The 15805-nt window shown below is 72.0% G+C and carries 12 protein-coding genes; 3 read left to right on the top strand and 9 right to left on the bottom strand.

Going from position 1 to position 15805, the window contains the following annotated elements:
* Positions 1 to 389: 389 nt before the first annotated feature.
* From U3649_RS06065 to U3649_RS06055, 3 genes are all read right to left on the bottom strand, one after another.
* Positions 390 to 1103, bottom strand: coding sequence for a pirin family protein (locus U3649_RS06065; RefSeq protein ID WP_407353978.1), 714 nt, complete (start codon positions 1101 to 1103; stop codon positions 390 to 392).
* Positions 1104 to 1622: 519 nt separating this feature from the next.
* Positions 1623 to 2216, bottom strand: a complete 594-nt coding sequence (locus tag U3649_RS06060) for a YceI family protein (RefSeq protein ID WP_407353977.1) — start codon at positions 2214 to 2216, stop codon at positions 1623 to 1625.
* Positions 2217 to 2305: 89 nt separating this feature from the next.
* Positions 2306 to 2893, bottom strand: coding sequence for a malonic semialdehyde reductase (locus tag U3649_RS06055; protein ID WP_407353976.1), 588 nt, complete (start codon positions 2891 to 2893; stop codon positions 2306 to 2308).
* A gap of 95 nt (positions 2894 to 2988) precedes the next feature.
* On the opposite strand from U3649_RS06055, the gene U3649_RS06050 reads away from it, so the two are divergent.
* Positions 2989 to 3993: a mitochondrial fission ELM1 family protein gene (locus U3649_RS06050; RefSeq protein ID WP_407353975.1), complete on the top strand. Its 1005-nt coding sequence runs from the start codon at positions 2989 to 2991 to the stop codon at positions 3991 to 3993.
* A gap of 170 nt (positions 3994 to 4163) precedes the next feature.
* On the opposite strand, the gene U3649_RS06045 is transcribed toward U3649_RS06050, so the two are convergent.
* The 6 genes from U3649_RS06045 to U3649_RS06020 form a co-directional block, all read right to left on the bottom strand.
* Entirely contained in the window at positions 4164 to 5477 is a 1314-nt protein-coding gene (locus U3649_RS06045; protein WP_407353974.1) for an amidohydrolase family protein, read from the bottom strand.
* Positions 5478 to 5911: 434 nt separating this feature from the next.
* Complete coding sequence (gene glnE, locus U3649_RS06040; RefSeq protein WP_407353973.1) at positions 5912 to 8719, bottom strand: bifunctional [glutamate--ammonia ligase]-adenylyl-L-tyrosine phosphorylase/[glutamate--ammonia-ligase] adenylyltransferase; 2808 nt, start codon at positions 8717 to 8719, stop codon at positions 5912 to 5914.
* 345 nt (positions 8720 to 9064) lie between these two features.
* Positions 9065 to 10717 carry a phytoene desaturase family protein gene (locus U3649_RS06035; RefSeq protein WP_407353972.1) on the bottom strand — a complete coding sequence of 551 codons (1653 nt, stop codon included), beginning with the start codon at positions 10715 to 10717 and terminating at the stop codon, positions 9065 to 9067.
* A gap of 360 nt (positions 10718 to 11077) precedes the next feature.
* Positions 11078 to 12202, bottom strand: a complete 1125-nt coding sequence (locus U3649_RS06030) for a UDP-N-acetylglucosamine--N-acetylmuramyl-(pentapeptide) pyrophosphoryl-undecaprenol N-acetylglucosamine transferase (RefSeq protein WP_407353971.1) — start codon at positions 12200 to 12202, stop codon at positions 11078 to 11080.
* Positions 12203 to 12349: 147 nt separating this feature from the next.
* Positions 12350 to 13786 (bottom strand): ATP-binding protein, encoded by a 1437-nt coding sequence (locus U3649_RS06025; protein WP_407353970.1) that lies wholly within the window; start codon positions 13784 to 13786, stop codon positions 12350 to 12352.
* Complete coding sequence (locus U3649_RS06020) at positions 13783 to 14502, bottom strand: response regulator (protein ID WP_407353969.1); 720 nt, start codon at positions 14500 to 14502, stop codon at positions 13783 to 13785. The genes U3649_RS06025 and U3649_RS06020 overlap by 4 nt, the downstream gene beginning before the upstream one ends.
* Before the next feature lie 280 nt (positions 14503 to 14782).
* Here U3649_RS06020 and U3649_RS06015 point away from each other — a divergent pair, with 280 nt between their 5' ends.
* Together U3649_RS06015 and U3649_RS06010 are read left to right on the top strand one after the other, a co-directional pair.
* Positions 14783 to 15166, top strand: a complete 384-nt coding sequence (locus U3649_RS06015) for a c-type cytochrome (protein WP_407353968.1) — start codon at positions 14783 to 14785, stop codon at positions 15164 to 15166.
* 163 nt (positions 15167 to 15329) lie between these two features.
* Complete coding sequence (locus U3649_RS06010; RefSeq protein WP_407353967.1) at positions 15330 to 15797, top strand: (2Fe-2S)-binding protein; 468 nt, start codon at positions 15330 to 15332, stop codon at positions 15795 to 15797.
* The last annotated feature ends 8 nt before the right edge of the window (positions 15798 to 15805 follow it).

The following is a 15805-nucleotide window of genomic DNA, read 5'->3' as shown; positions in this document are numbered from 1 at the left end:
CGCGACTTCCGTCGCTCCTACAAAGGGCATGCCGTCCAGCACGCCGGGTACGGCAGATCAAGTGCTCGCACTCGTGCTTAGAGCCGTTTTTTACGCACTTCGCAGAAGTGCCCCCTCTCCCGCTTGCGGGAGAGGGTTGGGGTGAGGGCGCTCTTGGCGAGAGATCAAAAGCGCCCTCATCCGCCCTTTGGGCACCTTCTCCTGCAGGCGGGAGAAGGGATCCGTAACACTTGCGCCAGAACCGCTCCAGGGCCGATAGCCGATGCACTTGCAGTTGCACTTGTGGGAGCGACGGAAGTCGCGACTGTGTCCGGCGCCGCGGCGTCGCGACTTCCGTCGCTCCCACAAAGGGCGCGCACGAATCGGACGACCGATCGATGGATAGACCCTCAGACCGGTAGGTCGAACAACAGGACGTCGGCGAGCGGATCGCTGCCGGTCCCGGCGATGCGCAGTTCGCCCGACGTGTCGACGATGCCGAGCGCGTCGCCGGCCTCGAGGCCCTGGCCGTCGACCTCGGCGCTGCCCTGCGCCAGGTGCAGCCAGTAGCGACGCGCCGGATCCTGCGCCCAGGTCGCCGATTCGCCGGCGCCCAGCTGCACGCCATGCAGCCAGGCCCGCTGGCGGATGGGGAGACCGCCGTCGGCGCCGTCGGGCGAGGCGAGCACCGCCCAGCGCCCGCGGCGCGCGGCGGGATCGAACGCCCGTTGCGCATAGTCCGGCGGCACGTTGAGCCGGTCGGGCTGGATCCAGATCTGCAGGAAATGCACCGGCTCGCTGTCGGACGCGTTGAACTCGCTGTGCTCGATGCCGGTACCGGCGCTCATCCACTGCAGCTCGCCCGGACGCAGCACGCCCTCGCCGCCACCGTCGTCGCGGTGCGCGAGCGCGCCCGACAGGACGTAGCTGAGGATCTCCATGTTGGCGTGGCCGTGCGGCGGGAATCCGGAACGGGGCGCCACCCGGTCCTCGTTGATGACCCGCAACGGCCCCCAGCCCATCCACTCCGGATCGTGGTAGTGGCCGAAGGAAAAGGTGTGGTGGCTGTCGAGCCACCCGGCCTCGACATGGCCGCGTGCGCTGGCGGAGCGGAGAATCGGCATGATCGGATAAAAAAGGTCGAGTGGCCCGTTACGGTGACTGAATCGATGCGACGGCGGCGTCATCGGCGCGGCGAATGCCGCCGGTACCCGAAGCCCGTCATCCCGGCGCAAGCGCGCTGCTGTCCGGAATAAATCCATCGGCGCGGATCGGTCGTCATGTTCCGCGCCGTACCCTCACCCCCACCCCTCGCTCCGCGCCCCGGCCCGCGCCAGCGGCGCGGGCGCTCCACCGCACGCGCGCCAGTGGCGCGCAAGCCGTGCGGTCTCGCCCCAAAGGGAGAGGGGCTTTTCCCTTCTCCCTTTGGGGTGAAGGGGTGCCGCTTGCGAGCCATTGGCTCGCGCATCCCTGAACGCCCTGCGCGCTGCGCAGGGCCGGGGCGCGGAGCGAGGTGCCCGAAGAGCCTGCCCCCGAATGCTTTTGTCGGGGGGCGGAGGGTACGGCGAAGCGACGACGGCTCCAATCGCCGCCAACGCACCGGGCCGGGAATCGAGTCGCCGTCCCGATGCGCGGCGACGCGCCTATTCCGCCGCCGGCACCTTCGCTTCGGTGGTGATGCGCAGCTGCACCTCGTCGCTGACGTTGGGCGCGTACATGCCCAGGTCGAAATCGCTGCGCTTGATGGTGGCGGTGGCGTCGAAGCCGATCGCCTCGCGCTTGGCCATCGGGTGCGGGCCGGCCTTGTTGAGGGTCGTATCGAGCACCACCGGCTTGCTGATGCCCTTGATGGTGAGATCGCCGGTGATCTTGAGCTTGCCCTCGCCCGCCGGCTCGACCGCGGTGCTGCGGAAGGTGGCCTCGGGATGGTTGGCGGCGTCGAAGAAATCGTCGCTGCGCAGGTGCTCGTCGAACTTCTCGACGTGCGAATCCAGCCCGGACAGCGGCAGGGTCACCTCGACGCTGGAGGCGGACACGTCGTCGGCGTCGTAGACGATCGTGCCGTCGGCGTCGCCGAAATGCGCGATCGGATGGGAGTAGCCGAAGTGGCTCCACTGCGCCACCACGTCGGTGTGGTTGGGATCGATCTGGTAGGTCACCGGCGCGGCCACGGCCGGAGCGGTGGCCAGCGACAGGGCGGCGGCAAGGACGGCGTGCTTGAACGAAACGGTCTTCATGGCTGGATGGCTCCGTGGGGAGGTACGACCGGTGGGAGGAGGCGGCTGCCGCGGCGGCCGCCGGGAGGATCTGGATCGCCCGAGGAGGATCACTCGATGCGGCAGGCCTCGTCGAACGACAGCCGCGGCGAGCGCCCGAAGATGCTGGCCGGGTCGCCCTTGCCGAGGTTGACGAGGAAGTTGGAACGGATCGCGGTGCCCTTGAAGAAGGCCTCGTCGACCTTGGCGGCGTCGAAGCCGGTCATCGGCCCGGTGTCGAGGCCGAGCGCGCGCGCGGCGAGGATCAGGTAGGCGCCCTGCAGCGAGCCGTTGCGGAAGGCGTGGTCGCGGCGGTTCTCGCGCGGGCCCTCGAACCAGCTCTTGGCGTCGGTGTGCGGGAACAGGAACGGCAGCTTCTCGTGGAAGTCCAGGTCGTAGCCGACGATCGCCACCACCGGCGCGGCCATGGTCTTCTTGCGGTTGCCCTCGTCCAGCGCCGGCTCCAGCTTCGCCTTGGCTTCGGCGGAACGCACGAAGACGAAGCGCGCCGGCGACTGGTTGGCGCTGGTCGGGCCCCACTTCAGCAGTTCGTACAGCTGGTGGAGGGTGTCGTCGCTCACCTCACCCGTGAATCGGTTGTAGGTCCGCGCGCTGCGGAAGAGGCGGTCGAGGGCGTGGGCGTCGAGGACATCGGACATCGGCGGATCTTCTCCTGGCGCGGCTTGGCCGCTCGTGAAACCGACCCGCAGTGTAGAGTTCCGCCGGTGAAGCCGCACCTTGGATCCCGGAACGGATGGTCGCATTCGTGGAACAAACCGCCGCCGCCTCCGCGTCATCGTTGCGGCCGGCGCAATGCTGGACCCTGAGCGACGGGCACGCCGGCAATCTGCGCCAGGTGGAGGCGCTGGCGCATGCGCTGGCACCGGCCGCGGTGCGCGACTGGCGGCTGGCGCCGCGCGCGCCCTGGCGCTGGGCGGCGCCGCGGCGGCTGCCGGGCAGCGAGGGCGCGTTCGGCGGCGACTTCGCCGCGGCACTGTCGGCGCCGCCCGCGCTCGCCATCGGCTGCGGCCGGCAGGCGGCCCTGGCCACGCGCCTGTTGCGCACGCACGGGGCGAAGGCGGTGCAGATCCTCGATCCGCGGCTCGATCCGGCGCACTGGGACCTGGTGGTGGTTCCCGAGCACGATGGACTGCGCGGCGACAACGTGGTCACCCTGCTCGGCAGCCTGCATCCTGTCGACGCCACTTGGCTGGCGCGCGCCCGCGATGCGTTCGCCGCGTTCGCAGAGCTGCCGCGGCCGCGCACGGCGCTGCTGCTCGGCGGCAGCAGCCGGCATGCGCGCTTCGACCGCGGCGACTTCGAGGCGTTGGCCGCGCACCTGGACGCCGCATTGGCGCGCGACGGCGGCAGCGTGCTGCTGACCGCGTCGCGGCGCACGCCGCCGGAGCTGCGGCATGCGCTGCGCGCCCGCTATGCGAACACGCCCGGCATCGCCTGGCTCGGTACCGACGACGGGCCTAACCCGTACCCCGGGCTGCTGGCCTGGGCCGACCGCATCGTCTGCTCGCCCGACTCGGTCAACATGGTCTCCGAGGCCTGCGCCACGCGCGTGCCGGTCTTCGTGTTCGATCCGGCACGCGTCACCGGCCGGCCGCGGCGGTTCCTCGACGCGCTGCTGGCGCGCGGCCGCATCCGCGCGATGGACGCCGCGCTTGTCCCGTTCGAAGCGGAACCGCTGCGCGAGACCGCGCGCGTCGCCGCGCAGGTGCGCGGGCGCCTGGGGCTCGACCACCGGTAGCGCGGCCAGCGGGCCACACAATCTCCACGCCATGTGGGAGCGACGGCAGTCGCGACGCCGCGATCGTTCGGACGCGGCACGGTCATGGCCGAAGTCGGCGCATCGATGGGCGCGTCGGCCGGCGCCGGGTCGCGACTGCCGTCGCTCCTACAAGGGCTGCTACAAGGGCCTCAGTGCGCGCCGGGGGCTTGGCCGTTGGGCGCTTCCCGGGGCGCGATCGCTTCGAGTCGCGCCTGGATTTCGTCCTCCGGCAGCCAGCGGCCGCGCACCATCACGCCGGCGCGCTTGCGCACGTTGCCGATGTCGTCGAGCGGGTTCGCCTGCAGCAGGATCAGGTCGGCGCGGCGGCCCGGCGCCACCGTGCCGAACGCGTCCGGCGTGCCGAAGTACAGCGCCGGATTGCGCGTACCGGTGACCAGCACCTCGTACGGCGTCAGGCCCGCGGCCACCATCATCGCCATCTCGTGATGGATCGAGAAGCCGGGCACGTTGAAGAACTGCGGCGCGTCCGAGCCGAGCGCGATCGGCGCGCCGCCGTCGTGCAGGGCCTTGGTCAGCTGCCGCCGCACCTCGACCAGCCGCCGCGCCGCCTGCGGCTGGAAGTCGTCGCGCGCCGCGAACTCGTGCTTCGCGCGTACCCAGCCGTCGCGCACCTCCTGCGGCATGTAGCGCATCTCCGGCCAGGCGATCATCGCTTCCGCCGGTTCCGGCGACGCCAGGTGCTCGACCAGGCTCAGCGTCGGCACGTTCCAGGTACCGGCCTGCAGCGTGCGCCGCACGGCCTCGGGAATGCGATCGGTGTCGATCAGGCCGGCCCGGCCGCTGCCGAAGAAGCCGGGATCGCGGCCGCCGGTGTCGGCGCCGTCCGGCACCAGGAACTCGGCGTAGCGGTCGAGATGGTCGATCGAGGCCTGCCGCGCCTCCAGCGCGCGGACCAGCCCGACGCCTTCCGGGATGTGCCCACCGAACGGCATCCCGATGTCGTGGGCGGTGTCCGCCATCGCGTCATAGGCCTCCGGCGGAATGCTGCCGAGCTTGACCAGGTCGAAGCCCGCGGCGTGGTACTCCCGCACCGCCTGCGCCGCCGCTTCCGGCGTGCCCGCCTTGTCCGGGCTGAGCCACGGGCTGGCGGTGAACAGCGTCGGGCCCAGCAGATCGTCATCGGCGATGCGCTCGCGCAGCTCCAGGTGAGACGGATGCCCGGCCATGTTGCGCACCGTGGTCACGCCGTTGGAGACGTACAGGAACAGCACGTCCTCCACATAGCCGGGATCGTCCGGCCCCGGCACGTGGCCGTGCATCTCGGCCAGGCCGGGCATCAGGTACCGGCCGGCGCCGTCGATGCGCTGCGCGCCTTCGGGAATCTCCACCTCGTCCGCCGGCCCGACCGCGGTGATGCGGTCGTCCTCGACGATCACGGTGTGGTCCTCCAGTACCGTCTCGCGGTCCATCGGGACCACGTCGACGCCGACGAAGGCGATCACCTCGGTTTCCGGGGACGGGCCGGCATCGGCGGCCGGCGCCGGCGCATCCTGCGGCGCGCGTGCGCACGCGGCTATCGCCAGGTATGCAAGGGTGGTAACGATCGCCGGAAGCCTCCGGCGGGAGGGGACGGAAAACGGACGCCAGGTCACTGCAGCATCTCCCGATTCGGCCGACGCGCATCGTGCTGATCGATGTGTCCGCCCGAACCTATCCGGCCCACGCAGCCGATGCAAGCCTGGTGCACGCGCGGCGGGCGTGACAGCGGGCCCGCTTTTCCTGTCAGCGGCCTCATCCGTGCGCCATCCCTGGTTTGCGGCCGTCGCGGGCGATTCCGGGGCGACGGCGTCGCGACTGCCGTCGCTCCCACACAAACTGCCGTCGCTCCCAGACGAGCTGCCGTCGCTGCCGCGCGGCGTGGCGCGGCTCGATCGGCTCACGCTGCTGGCATCGGCAGGGCAAGGTGCAGCCAGGCAGCACGGATTGCGGTGCGCGCGGACGCCAGGGAATCCGAGTCCGGCACCAGGCGCGGGCGGCGGTCGAGGGTGCGCTCGAGGCCGAGCGCGAGCAGGGTGGCATGGGCGCGGGCCAGCGCGTCGGCTGTGTCGGCGTCCAGCAGGCCGGCGTCGCGCAGCGCCTCCAGCAGCGCGGGCGTGGCGCGCGGGCGGAGCAGCGCCGGATGCGCATGCGCCTCGCGCAGCACCAGGTACTGCAGCAGGAACTCGAGGTCCACCAGGCCGCCCTCGCCCTGCTTGAGGTCGAAGCCGGCCGGGCCGCTGCGGTCGAGCTCGGCGCGCATCTTCGCGCGCATGCCGGCGATGTCGTTGCGCAGCTTGCCGGCATCGCGCGGGCGCGCCAGCGCGCGTTCGCGCACGCGCTCGAAGTCCGTGCACAGGCTGTCGTCGCCGGCCACGCAGCGCGCGCGCACCAGCGCCTGGTGTTCCCAGGTCCAGGCGCGCGTGCGCTGGTACTCGTCGTAGCTGGCCAGCGACGACACCAGCAGGCCGCTGGCGCCGTCCGGGCGCAGGCGCACGTCGACCTCGTACAGCCGCCCGGCGCCGGTGACGGTGCCGAGCAGGGCGACGACCTTCTGCGCCAGCCGCGCGAACCAGCGGGTGGCGTCGAGCACGCGCGCACCGTCGGACTGGGCATCGGCCCGGGCGTCGTAGAGGAACACCAGGTCGAGGTCGGAGCCGATGCCGAGTTCCTCGCCGCCGAGGCTGCCGTAGCCGAGCACGGCGAAGCGCGCGCCGTCGATCGCGCCATGCGCGGCGCGCATCTCGCGCTGCGCCAGCTCCAGCACCACCGCGGCCGCGGCGTCGGCCAGCCACGCCAGTTGCCGCGCGCTGTCCTGCGCCTGCTGGCGGCGGTCGAGCGTGGCCAGGGCGATGCGGAAGCTCAGCGTCTGCCGGGTTTCGTTGAGCGCGAACAGGGCCGCTTCCAGGTCGCCGCGCTCGAGCGCGGCGCGGCAGGCGGCGGCGAGCTGCCCGCGCGAGGGCAGCGGCCCCTCGGCGCGGGCGTCGAGCAGTTCGTCGAGCAGCAGCGGATGCGCGGCCACGCGTTCGGCCAGGAAGGCGCTGCGGGTGACCAGGTCGATCAGCCGCGCCAGCGCCTGCGGCTGCTCGTCGAGCAGGGCGAGATAGCTGGTCCGGCGCAGGATGTTCTGCACCAGCGCCAGCAGGCGGCGCACCGCCAGCAGCGGCCGGTCGGCGGGCGCGCTGGCCTGCAGCAGCACCGGCATCACCCGGTCCAGCCGCGCGCGCGCGCCGTCGGCCAGCTCGCGCACGCTCGGCGAGCGCACGAAGTCGCGCAGCGCGGCGTCGACGGCATCGGCCTCCGTCTCCGCGAATCCGGCGGCGGCCAGCACCGCCGCGTCGCCGTCGTCGGGCAGCGCGCGCCAGTAGCCGGCGATGTCGCTGTCGACGGACGGCTGCTGCCGGCGCTGGGCGAGCAGCGCCTCGAATTCCTGCGCCACGCGGGCGCGATGGCCGCCGAGCGCCTGCAGCAACGCCTCCCAATCGGCGTAGCCCAGGCCGGCGGCGATGCGCGCGCGCTCGAGCGGGTCGGTCGGCAGCACATGGGTCTGCGCGTCGCGCAGCATCTGCAGCCGGTTCTCCAGCCGGCGCAGGAAACGATAGGCCTCGATCAGTGCGTCGGCGCTCTCGGGCGGGATCTGGCGCGCGTCGCGCAACGCGCGCAGTGCCGGCTGCAGGCGCCGTTCGCGCAGCGCCGGCTCGCGGCCGCCGCGGATCAGCTGCAGCACCTGCGCCAGGAACTCGATCTCGCGGATGCCGCCGGCGCCGCGCTTGATGTCGGCGTCGAGCGCCTTGCGCGCGACCTCGGCGGCGATCGCGGCCTTCATGCCGCGCAGCCCGTCGAGCGCGCCGTAATCGAGGTAGCGGCGGTAGACGAACGGCCGCAGGGTGTCGATCAGCCGCGTGCCGGACTCGAAGTCGCCGGCGACCACCCGCGCCTTCTGCCAGGCGTAGCGCTCCCAGTCGCGGCCCTCGTCCTGGAAGTACTGCTCCATCGCCGCGAAGCTCAACGCGACGCGGCCGGCGCCGCCGAACGGGCGCAAGCGCAGGTCGACGCGGTGGCAGAAGCCGTCGGCGGTGACCTCGTCGAGCAGTTTCGCCAGCGCCTGGCCGAGCCGGGCGAAGTACTGCTCGGCCGCCAGCGGCCGCGCGCCGTCGCTTTCGCCGTCGCGCGCATAGCCGTAGACGAGGTCGACGTCGGAGCTGAAGTTGAGCTCCTCGCCACCGAGCTTGCCGAGCCCGAACACCACCAGCCGCACGACGGCGCCGTCGGCGTCGCGCACGCGGCCGTGGCGCTGGACGAACTCGGCCTCGAGCGCGGCCAGCGCGGCCTGCAGGCAGGCATCGGCCAGGCGGGTGGCGCCTGCGAGGGTGGCGTCGATGTCGTCGAGCCCGAGCACGTCGCGCCAGACCAGCCGGGTGGATTCGGCGTTGCGGTGGCGGCGCAGCAGCCGCGGCCATTCGGCGCGGCTGTCCTGGTGCAGGACGGGCGGCGGCAGCGGCTCGGCGCCGTCGTCGCCGAGCACGCGCAGGAGCAGGCCGGGTTGCCGCGCCAGCGTGTCGACGGCGAAGTCGCTGGCGATCGCGATCCGCCGCAGCTTGTCGCTCGCGGCTGCCTCGTCGACCCGGGCGGCACCGTCGCCGAGCGCAGCGCGCAGGCGCGACAGCGCGCGCTGGGCGATCGCCTCCAAGAGCTGGTCGTGATCCATGGGGGGATTGTGGCATTCGCCATAAAAAAGCCCGCAACCGGAAAACCGGTCGCGGGCTTTGCTCCCTCCCCCACGTCGGGTGCGGAACAATCGTGAATGAAGTGTTATCGAACATGCACGCTGCAGTGCAAAACGATACTTGGAAGTACAAGAAAGAGGCCCGTGTTCAGCTCGCTGGCCGTCAGTCAGCGGCCCTCACGGTTGGCGCCCCATGAATCAGGGCCCCGGCTTGGATCGACATTCACGCCCTCCGCCTACTGTAGGCGGGGCTTCAGCCGCGACCGCGTTCGGACGAATAGGAAAGTCTTCTGCCGTTGTTTCCCTTCGCAACGCGCGGCGGCGCGTTCATCGTGGTCGCCGCCGATGGAGTTGCCTGGCGCGGCCGCGGCGCAGATCGCGCAGGATCTCGCGCGCGGCGTTGCGGCCCGGCAGCCCGGTGACGCCGCCACCGGGGTGGGTGCCGGAACCGCACAGGTACAGCCCATCGAGCGCGCCGCGATAGTCGCCCTGCCCCAGCAGCGGCCGCGCCGAGAACAACTGGTCGAGCCCGAGCGCGCCGTGGAAGATGTCGCCGCCGACCAGGCCGAATTCGCGTTCCAGGTCCAGCGGCGACAGCGCCCGGTAGCCGAGCACGCTGCGCCTGAAGTTGGACGCGACGGCGTCGACGGTGTCGATCATCAGCTCGGCCACGGTGTCGCGGTGCGCGTCCCAGTCGCCGTCGACGTCCGGGTGCACGTGCTGGCAGAACAGGCTGGCGACGTGCTGCCCGGGCGGGGCGAGGCTGCCGTCCAGCGTCGAGGAGATCACCAGTTCGACCACCGGCGCGCGCGACCAGCCGGGGTTGTGCGCCTTGGATTTGGCATCGAAGTACGCCTGCTCGAAATAGCCGAGCGACGGGCCGACCAGGATGCCGGTCTGGTGGTGCGGCTGCAGCCGCGTCCCCGGGGCGGCGCTGAAGTCCGGCAGTTCGGCCAGCGCCACGTTCATGCGGAAGGTGCCCGAGCCGCAGCGGTAGCCGGCGATGCGCTGCGCGGTGTCGTCGTCGAGCTGCGCGCGCGGCACCAGGCGCTGGTACAGCAGCTTCGGGTTGAGGTTGGAGACCACGGTTGCGGCGCGCAGTTCGCGGCCGTCGGCGAGCGCCACCCCGACCGCGCGGCCGCGGCCGGAGGCGGCGGTTTCGACCAGCACCTGCGCCACCTCGGCGCCGGTTTCGATGCGCACCCCGCGCGCTTCGCACTCGGCCGCCATCGCCTGCGTGATCGCGCCCATGCCGCCGACGGCATGGCCCCATGCGCCGGACTTGCCGTTGACCTCGCCGAACACGTGGTGCAGCAGCACGTAGGCCGAGCCCGGCGTGTAGGGGCTGGCGAAGTTGCCGACGATCGAGTCCCAGCCCAGCGCCGCCTTCAGCGGTTCGGATTCGAACCAGCCGTCGAGCAGGTCGCCGGCGGACTTGGTGAACAGGTCGAGCAGGTCGCGGCGGCCGCGCATGTCCAGCCGGCGCAGCTGCTTGGCGGTGGCGTACGACGCCAGCCAGTCGGCGAGCACGAAGCGGTCGGAGACGTTGGGCGGCGTGCGCAACATCAGCTCGCGCAGCACCGCGACCACGCGCTCGAGCATCGCGGTGTAGGCCGGCAGGCGCTCGGCATCGCGTGGCGACCAGCGCGCCACCTCGGCCTGCGTGTGCTCGCCGCCGAGCCGGAACGCGCGCCCGTCCGGCAGCGGCAGGAAGTTGGCGTACGGGCGCTCGACCATGCGCAGGCCGTGCTCGGCCAGGCGCAGGTCCCGGATCACCGCCGGATTGAGCAGGCTGACGGTGTAGCTGGCGGTGGAATTGCGGAAGCCGGGGTGGAATTCCTCGGTCACCGCGGCGCCGCCGACCACCGCGCGCCGCTCCAGCAGCGTCACCCGCAGGCCGGCGGCCGCCAGGTACGCGGCGCAGACCAGGCCGTTGTGGCCGCCGCCGATGACCAGGACGTCGGGGTTGTCGTGGCGCATGCCACTCCTTCTCGGTTGCGATGTCGGGTGACCGGCACTGCCGCCCGCATCGAGCCCGGGCGACGGCACCGATCCCAGCCGATGTTAGCCCTCCCCCGGCGAGCCGCCGCTCCGCGGCAGCACGGCGCAGCGGGGACACCGGCGATCGTGGCGTCGCGACTGCCGTCGCTCCCACATCGGCGAAGGCAGCGGCCATCTTTGTGGGAGCGACGGCAGTCGCGACCCGGCAATGCCTGACGGCGCCCCGTCGATATCGCCCGGTAGATTTCGGTCCGCTCCGCTGATATCGAACGATCATGGCATCAGGGCTGCCATCGCTCCCACAGCGGCTTCAGCCGCACGGAGTCTTCCGCATCGGCATCAAGCCGCGCCGGAGCCCCGCTCGGCCAGCATCCGCTCCACGACATCGGCGAGTGCCGCGGCGGCCCGCGGGCGTCCGAGGTCGGTGGCCGCCCGTGCGGCCTGCTGCAGCCGCTGCGGGGCGGCGAACAGCTCGTCCAGCAGCGCAGCCAGCGACTCCGCCGTCAGCTCCGGCTCCGGCACGCACCAGCCGACGCCGGCCTGCGCCAGCGTCTCGGCGTTGCGGCGCTGTTCCTCGCGCGAGCCCCCGTGCGGGATCGGCACGAAGATCGCCGGGCGGCCGACCACGAGCAGGTCGGCCGCCGTGGTCGCGCCGGCGCGCGCGATCACCAGGTGCGCATCGCGCAGGCGCGTGCCCATGTCGTCGAAGAACGGACGGATCTCGGCGTCGATGCCGGCCTGGCGCAACCGCGCAGCGACGGCGTCCGCGTCCCCGCCCTTGTATTGCAGCGCGAGGCCGACGCGCCGGCGCACCGCCTCCGGAAGCAGCAGCAGCGCCGGCGGCACCACCTCGCCGAACACCCGCGCACTCTGGCTGCCGCCGACCACCAGCAACCGCAGCGGCGTGCCGGGCGCGATGGCGGGATACGGTGCGCGCGCATCGAGGATCGCGCGCCGCACCGGGTTGCCGGTCTCGACGATGCGCGCGGCATCGAAGCCGTCGGCGCCGGCGATCGCCGGGAACGAGGTCGCCAGGCCGTCGGCGAAGCGCAGCAGCTGGCGGTTGGCCAGGCTCAGGCGCGTGGCTTGCTCGTGCAGCAGCAGCGGCAGGCCGAGGCTCCTGGCCGCCAGCGCCGGGGCGAAGCTGGGATAGCCGCCGAAGCCGACCATCAGCGCGGCGCCGCGGCGCTTCAGGTCGCCGCGCGCCTGCCAGGCGGCGCCGGCGATCGTCGCCATTGCCGCCAGCTTGCCGCCGATTCCGCCGGCCAGGCTGCGCGCCGGCAGCACCCTGTGCGGCAGCCCCTGCAGCGCCTGCGTGTAGGCGGCGCCGCGGCGCTCGGTGTAGATCACCGTAGCGTGGCCGCGCACCACCAGTTCGCGCGCCAATGCCTCGGCCGGGAACAGGTGACCGCCGGTGCCGCCGGCCGCGAGGGCGATGGTGGCGGGAGCCGCCGCAGCCTGCATCGTCGCAATCCACGAAAAAACAGACGCGACTATAGCGCCCGCAAGGTGGGACTGTCGCTGGCGAATCCCGTTGTGGGAGCGACGGAAGTCGCGACTGGTAGCCCGCGGAGTCGCGACTTCCGTCGCTCCCACAACAACCGCCCTCGACTAGTTCCTCGTTCCTCGTTTCTCGTTCCTCGCTTCAAGCGGCAAACTGATCGACGCCCGCATGCCCCGCTCCAGGTTGCGCAGCACCACGTCGCCGCCATGGTGGCGCGCGATCGTGCGCGCGATGGACAGGCCCAGGCCGACGCCGCCGGTCTCGCGGTTGCGCGAGTGCTCCATGCGGAAGAACGGCTCGAACACCTGCTCCCGGTCGCCGTCGGGAACGCCGGGGCCGTCGTCCTCGATGACGATCTCAATGCTTTCCGCGGTCCGGGCCAGGCGGACCCGGGCGCGCTCGCCGTAGCGCACGGCGTTCTCGACCAGGTTGCGGACCGCCCGCCGCAGCGCATCCGGCCGGCAGCGGTAGTTGAGCCGGGGGCCGTCCAGGAAGACCACCTGCTGCCCCAGTTCCGCCAGGTCGTCGCACAGGCTTTCGACCAGCGCGGACAGGTCGACCGTGCGGGTGTCCTCGACGGTGGCCTCCTCGCGCGCGAACGCCAGCGCCGCCTCGGTCATGGTCTGGATCTCCTCGATGGTGGCGAGCATCTTCTCCTGCACTTCCGGATCGGACACGAACTCGGCGCGCAACCGCAGCGAGGTCAACGGCGTGCGCAGGTCGTGGCCGATGGCGGCGAGCATGCGGGTGCGGTCGTCGACGAAGCGCTGCAGCCGCGCCTGCATGCGATTGAAGGCCTCGGCGGTGTGGCGGATGTCGTCGGGGCCCGATTCGGGCAGCGGCGGCACCGATTCGCCGCGGCCGAGCAGTTCGGCGGCCGCGGCCAGCCGCCGCATCGGCCGGGTGATGCCGCGCGCCGCCAGGATCGCGATGGCCGACAGCGCGACCGCGGTGATCAGCAGCGACAGGATCGACTGCCGGTTCCACGCGCCGTTGGGAACGGACTTGGCGTAGGCCGCATTGAGCCAGCTGCCGTCGTCCAGGCGCACCGCCAGGCCCATGCCGTTCGCCTCGCCGAGATAGGCGAACCGGGCCGGCCGCGACAGCGGCCAGGCGTGCGAGGACAACTCCTTCCACCGCGGCGCGGGCCCGGCGGGGGCGGCGGCACTCGCGATGGCGATCGGGGCGAGGCTGCCGGCGCCGTCCTCGACGGGCTTGAGGCTGGGCAACGGCGTCGCCAGGTGCACCCAGGCTTCGTCCCGCCAGGCCGCCGCGTCCAGCGGTTCCTGCGGCGTGGTCCAGAACCGCGTGTAGGCGGTGCCGCTCACCTGCAGGATCTCGCCCCGCAGCGCGGGGGGCGTGGTCTCCAGCAGCAGGGCGAGCGAGGCGGTGCGGCTGAAGAATTCGTTCTTGGCCGCCGCGCGCAGCGCGTGCCCGCGCTCGTCCCAGGAGATCAGGAACCCGATCGCCTGGGAGAGCGCGAGCGCCAGCAGCAGGAACGCGATGAAGCGCGCCGCCAGGCTGCGTCGCCAGATGCGCCTCATGCCCGCTCGACCTCGGCGGTGAAACTGTAGCCGCCGCCCCAGTGGGTCTTGATCAGTGCCGGGTTGCGCGGATCGGCCTCGATCTTCTTGCGCAGCCGGCTCACCTGGTTGTCGATGCTGCGATCGAAGCAGTCGGCGGCGCGGCCGACGGTGAGCTCGAGCAGCTGGTCGCGGCTGAGCACCAGTCCCGCATGGTCGAGGAAGGCGCCGAGCAGGCGGAATTCCGCGGTGCTCAGCGGTACCGCGACGCCATCGGCGCCGAGCAGTTCCCGACGCCCGACGTTGAGCTCCCAGCGGTCGAAGCGCAGCGTCTTCGCCTTCACCCGGCCGCGCTGCGGCGGCAGGCTGTTGACCCGCCGCAGCACCGCCTTGATGCGGGCCAGGAGCTCGCGCGGATTGAACGGCTTGGTGAGGTAGTCGTCGGCGCCCAGTTCCAGGCCGATGATGCGGTCCAGGTCCTCGGCCATGGCGGTGAGGAAGATCACCGGGATGTCGGTGCTGCCGCGCAGGTGGCGGCACAGGCTGAGGCCGTCCTCGCCGGGCATCATCACGTCGAGGATGACGAGGTCCGGCGCGCTGCGTTCGAGCAGCCGGCGCAGGGCCGCGGCGCTTTCCACGGTGCTGATGCGGTAGCCGTGCCGGTCGAGGTACTTTCCCACCAGATTGCGGATGTCGCGGTGGTCGTCGACGATGGCGATGTGCGGTGCGGTTTCCATGGGGCGCTCATCCTCGCGCGGGGAACGGCCGCGCGGCAGCCGGACGCGGATCACATCGTGGACGATGTCCCCGGCCGGTCTGTATCAAAGTATGTCACCGGCCCCCGACGCGACATCTTGCGATGACTCGATGCGTCGATGGGCACAGCGTTGTCGCGGAAGGCGATCGATCCGCGCGGCGCGCATGCGGCGGGCACCGCGGCCTCGGCACGAGGCGCACACACACACGCCCCCGGCAGCGCGTAGGATCGACCACAGGTGACCCCAGACAGGAGACCCCATGCACCGCGCTTCCTCCCCCGTACTCGCACTGCTGCCGCTGCTGGCGCTGGCAGGCGCCGCCCATGCGCAGGACGCCGCCGCCGAGGGCGAGCAGCTCTATCGCACGCGCTGCGCCGCCTGCCATGCCCTCGATCCGGGGCAGAACCGCATCGGCCCGCACCTGGCCGGCGTGGTCGGACGGGCCGCCGGCAGCGTCGAAGGCGCACGCTACACGGATGCGATGCGCGCGTCCGGCATCGTCTGGGACAGCGAGACGCTGGATGCCTACCTGGCCAATCCGCGCCAGCAGGTGCCGGGCACCAGCATGATGTTCGCCCTGCCGGACGCGACGCAGCGGCAGGCCATCATCGCCTTCCTGCAGGACCGGTCTACGACGGAATGATGCTCTTCCCCCCTTTGAAAAGGGGGGCAGGGGGGATTTGCTCGGCGCCTGGCGAAGCCGAAGCCAAGGCAAATCCCCCTCAATCCCCCTTTTTCAAAGGGGGAGGAAGCGGACCCCTTTTGGAAAGGGGAAACAGAATCCAACACCAGGACAGGAGCCCAGCATGGCCCGACTTAACGTCAATGGCACGACCCACGACGTCGACGCCGATCCCGGCACCCCGCTGCTCTGGGTGCTCAGGGAACAGCTCGGCCTGACCGGCGCCAAGTACGGCTGCGGCATCGCCCAGTGCGGCGCCTGCACCGTCCACATCGACGACATGCCGGTCCGCGCCTGCGCGCTGCCGGTGGACGCCGTCGATCCGGAACAGCGGATCGTCACCATCGAGGGCCTGTCGCCCGACGGCTCGCACCCGGTGCAGCAGGCCTGGCTGGCGCTCGACGTGCCGCAATGCGGCTACTGCCAGACCGGCATGATCATGGCCGCGGCGAGCCTGCTGGCGCAGAACCCGGACCCGAGCGATGCCGACATCGACGCGGAGATGACCAACATCTGCCGCTGCGGCACGTACAACCGGGTCCGCGCCGCGATCAAGCGCGCCGCCGGCGGCGGCCAGCCGGCTCAGGGTTGAGGAGACGA

Source organism: Luteimonas sp. R10 (genome assembly GCF_045689605.1).
GTDB lineage: Bacteria > Pseudomonadota > Gammaproteobacteria > Xanthomonadales > Xanthomonadaceae > Luteimonas.
The sequence above is the reverse complement of the archived record's forward strand: the minus strand, read 5'-3'. Positions and strand labels throughout refer to the sequence as shown.

Excerpts from the sequence above, each read along its gene's own strand:
- U3649_RS06065 (WP_407353978.1), bottom strand. The coding sequence starts at position 1,103 with ATGCCGATTCTCCGCTCCGCCAGCGCACGCGGCCATGTCGAGGCCGGG.
- U3649_RS06060 (WP_407353977.1), bottom strand. The coding sequence starts at position 2,216 with ATGAAGACCGTTTCGTTCAAGCACGCCGTCCTTGCCGCCGCCCTGTCG.
- U3649_RS06055 (WP_407353976.1), bottom strand. The coding sequence starts at position 2,893 with ATGTCCGATGTCCTCGACGCCCACGCCCTCGACCGCCTCTTCCGCAGC.
- U3649_RS06050 (WP_407353975.1), top strand. The coding sequence starts at position 2,989 with ATGGTCGCATTCGTGGAACAAACCGCCGCCGCCTCCGCGTCATCGTTG.
- glnE (WP_407353973.1), bottom strand. The coding sequence starts at position 8,719 with ATGGATCACGACCAGCTCTTGGAGGCGATCGCCCAGCGCGCGCTGTCG.
- U3649_RS06035 (WP_407353972.1), bottom strand. The coding sequence starts at position 10,717 with ATGCGCCACGACAACCCCGACGTCCTGGTCATCGGCGGCGGCCACAAC.
- U3649_RS06030 (WP_407353971.1), bottom strand. The coding sequence starts at position 12,202 with ATGCAGGCTGCGGCGGCTCCCGCCACCATCGCCCTCGCGGCCGGCGGC.
- U3649_RS06025 (WP_407353970.1), bottom strand. The coding sequence starts at position 13,786 with ATGAGGCGCATCTGGCGACGCAGCCTGGCGGCGCGCTTCATCGCGTTC.
- U3649_RS06020 (WP_407353969.1), bottom strand. The coding sequence starts at position 14,502 with ATGGAAACCGCACCGCACATCGCCATCGTCGACGACCACCGCGACATC.
- U3649_RS06015 (WP_407353968.1), top strand. The coding sequence starts at position 14,783 with ATGCACCGCGCTTCCTCCCCCGTACTCGCACTGCTGCCGCTGCTGGCG.
- U3649_RS06010 (WP_407353967.1), top strand. The coding sequence starts at position 15,330 with ATGGCCCGACTTAACGTCAATGGCACGACCCACGACGTCGACGCCGAT.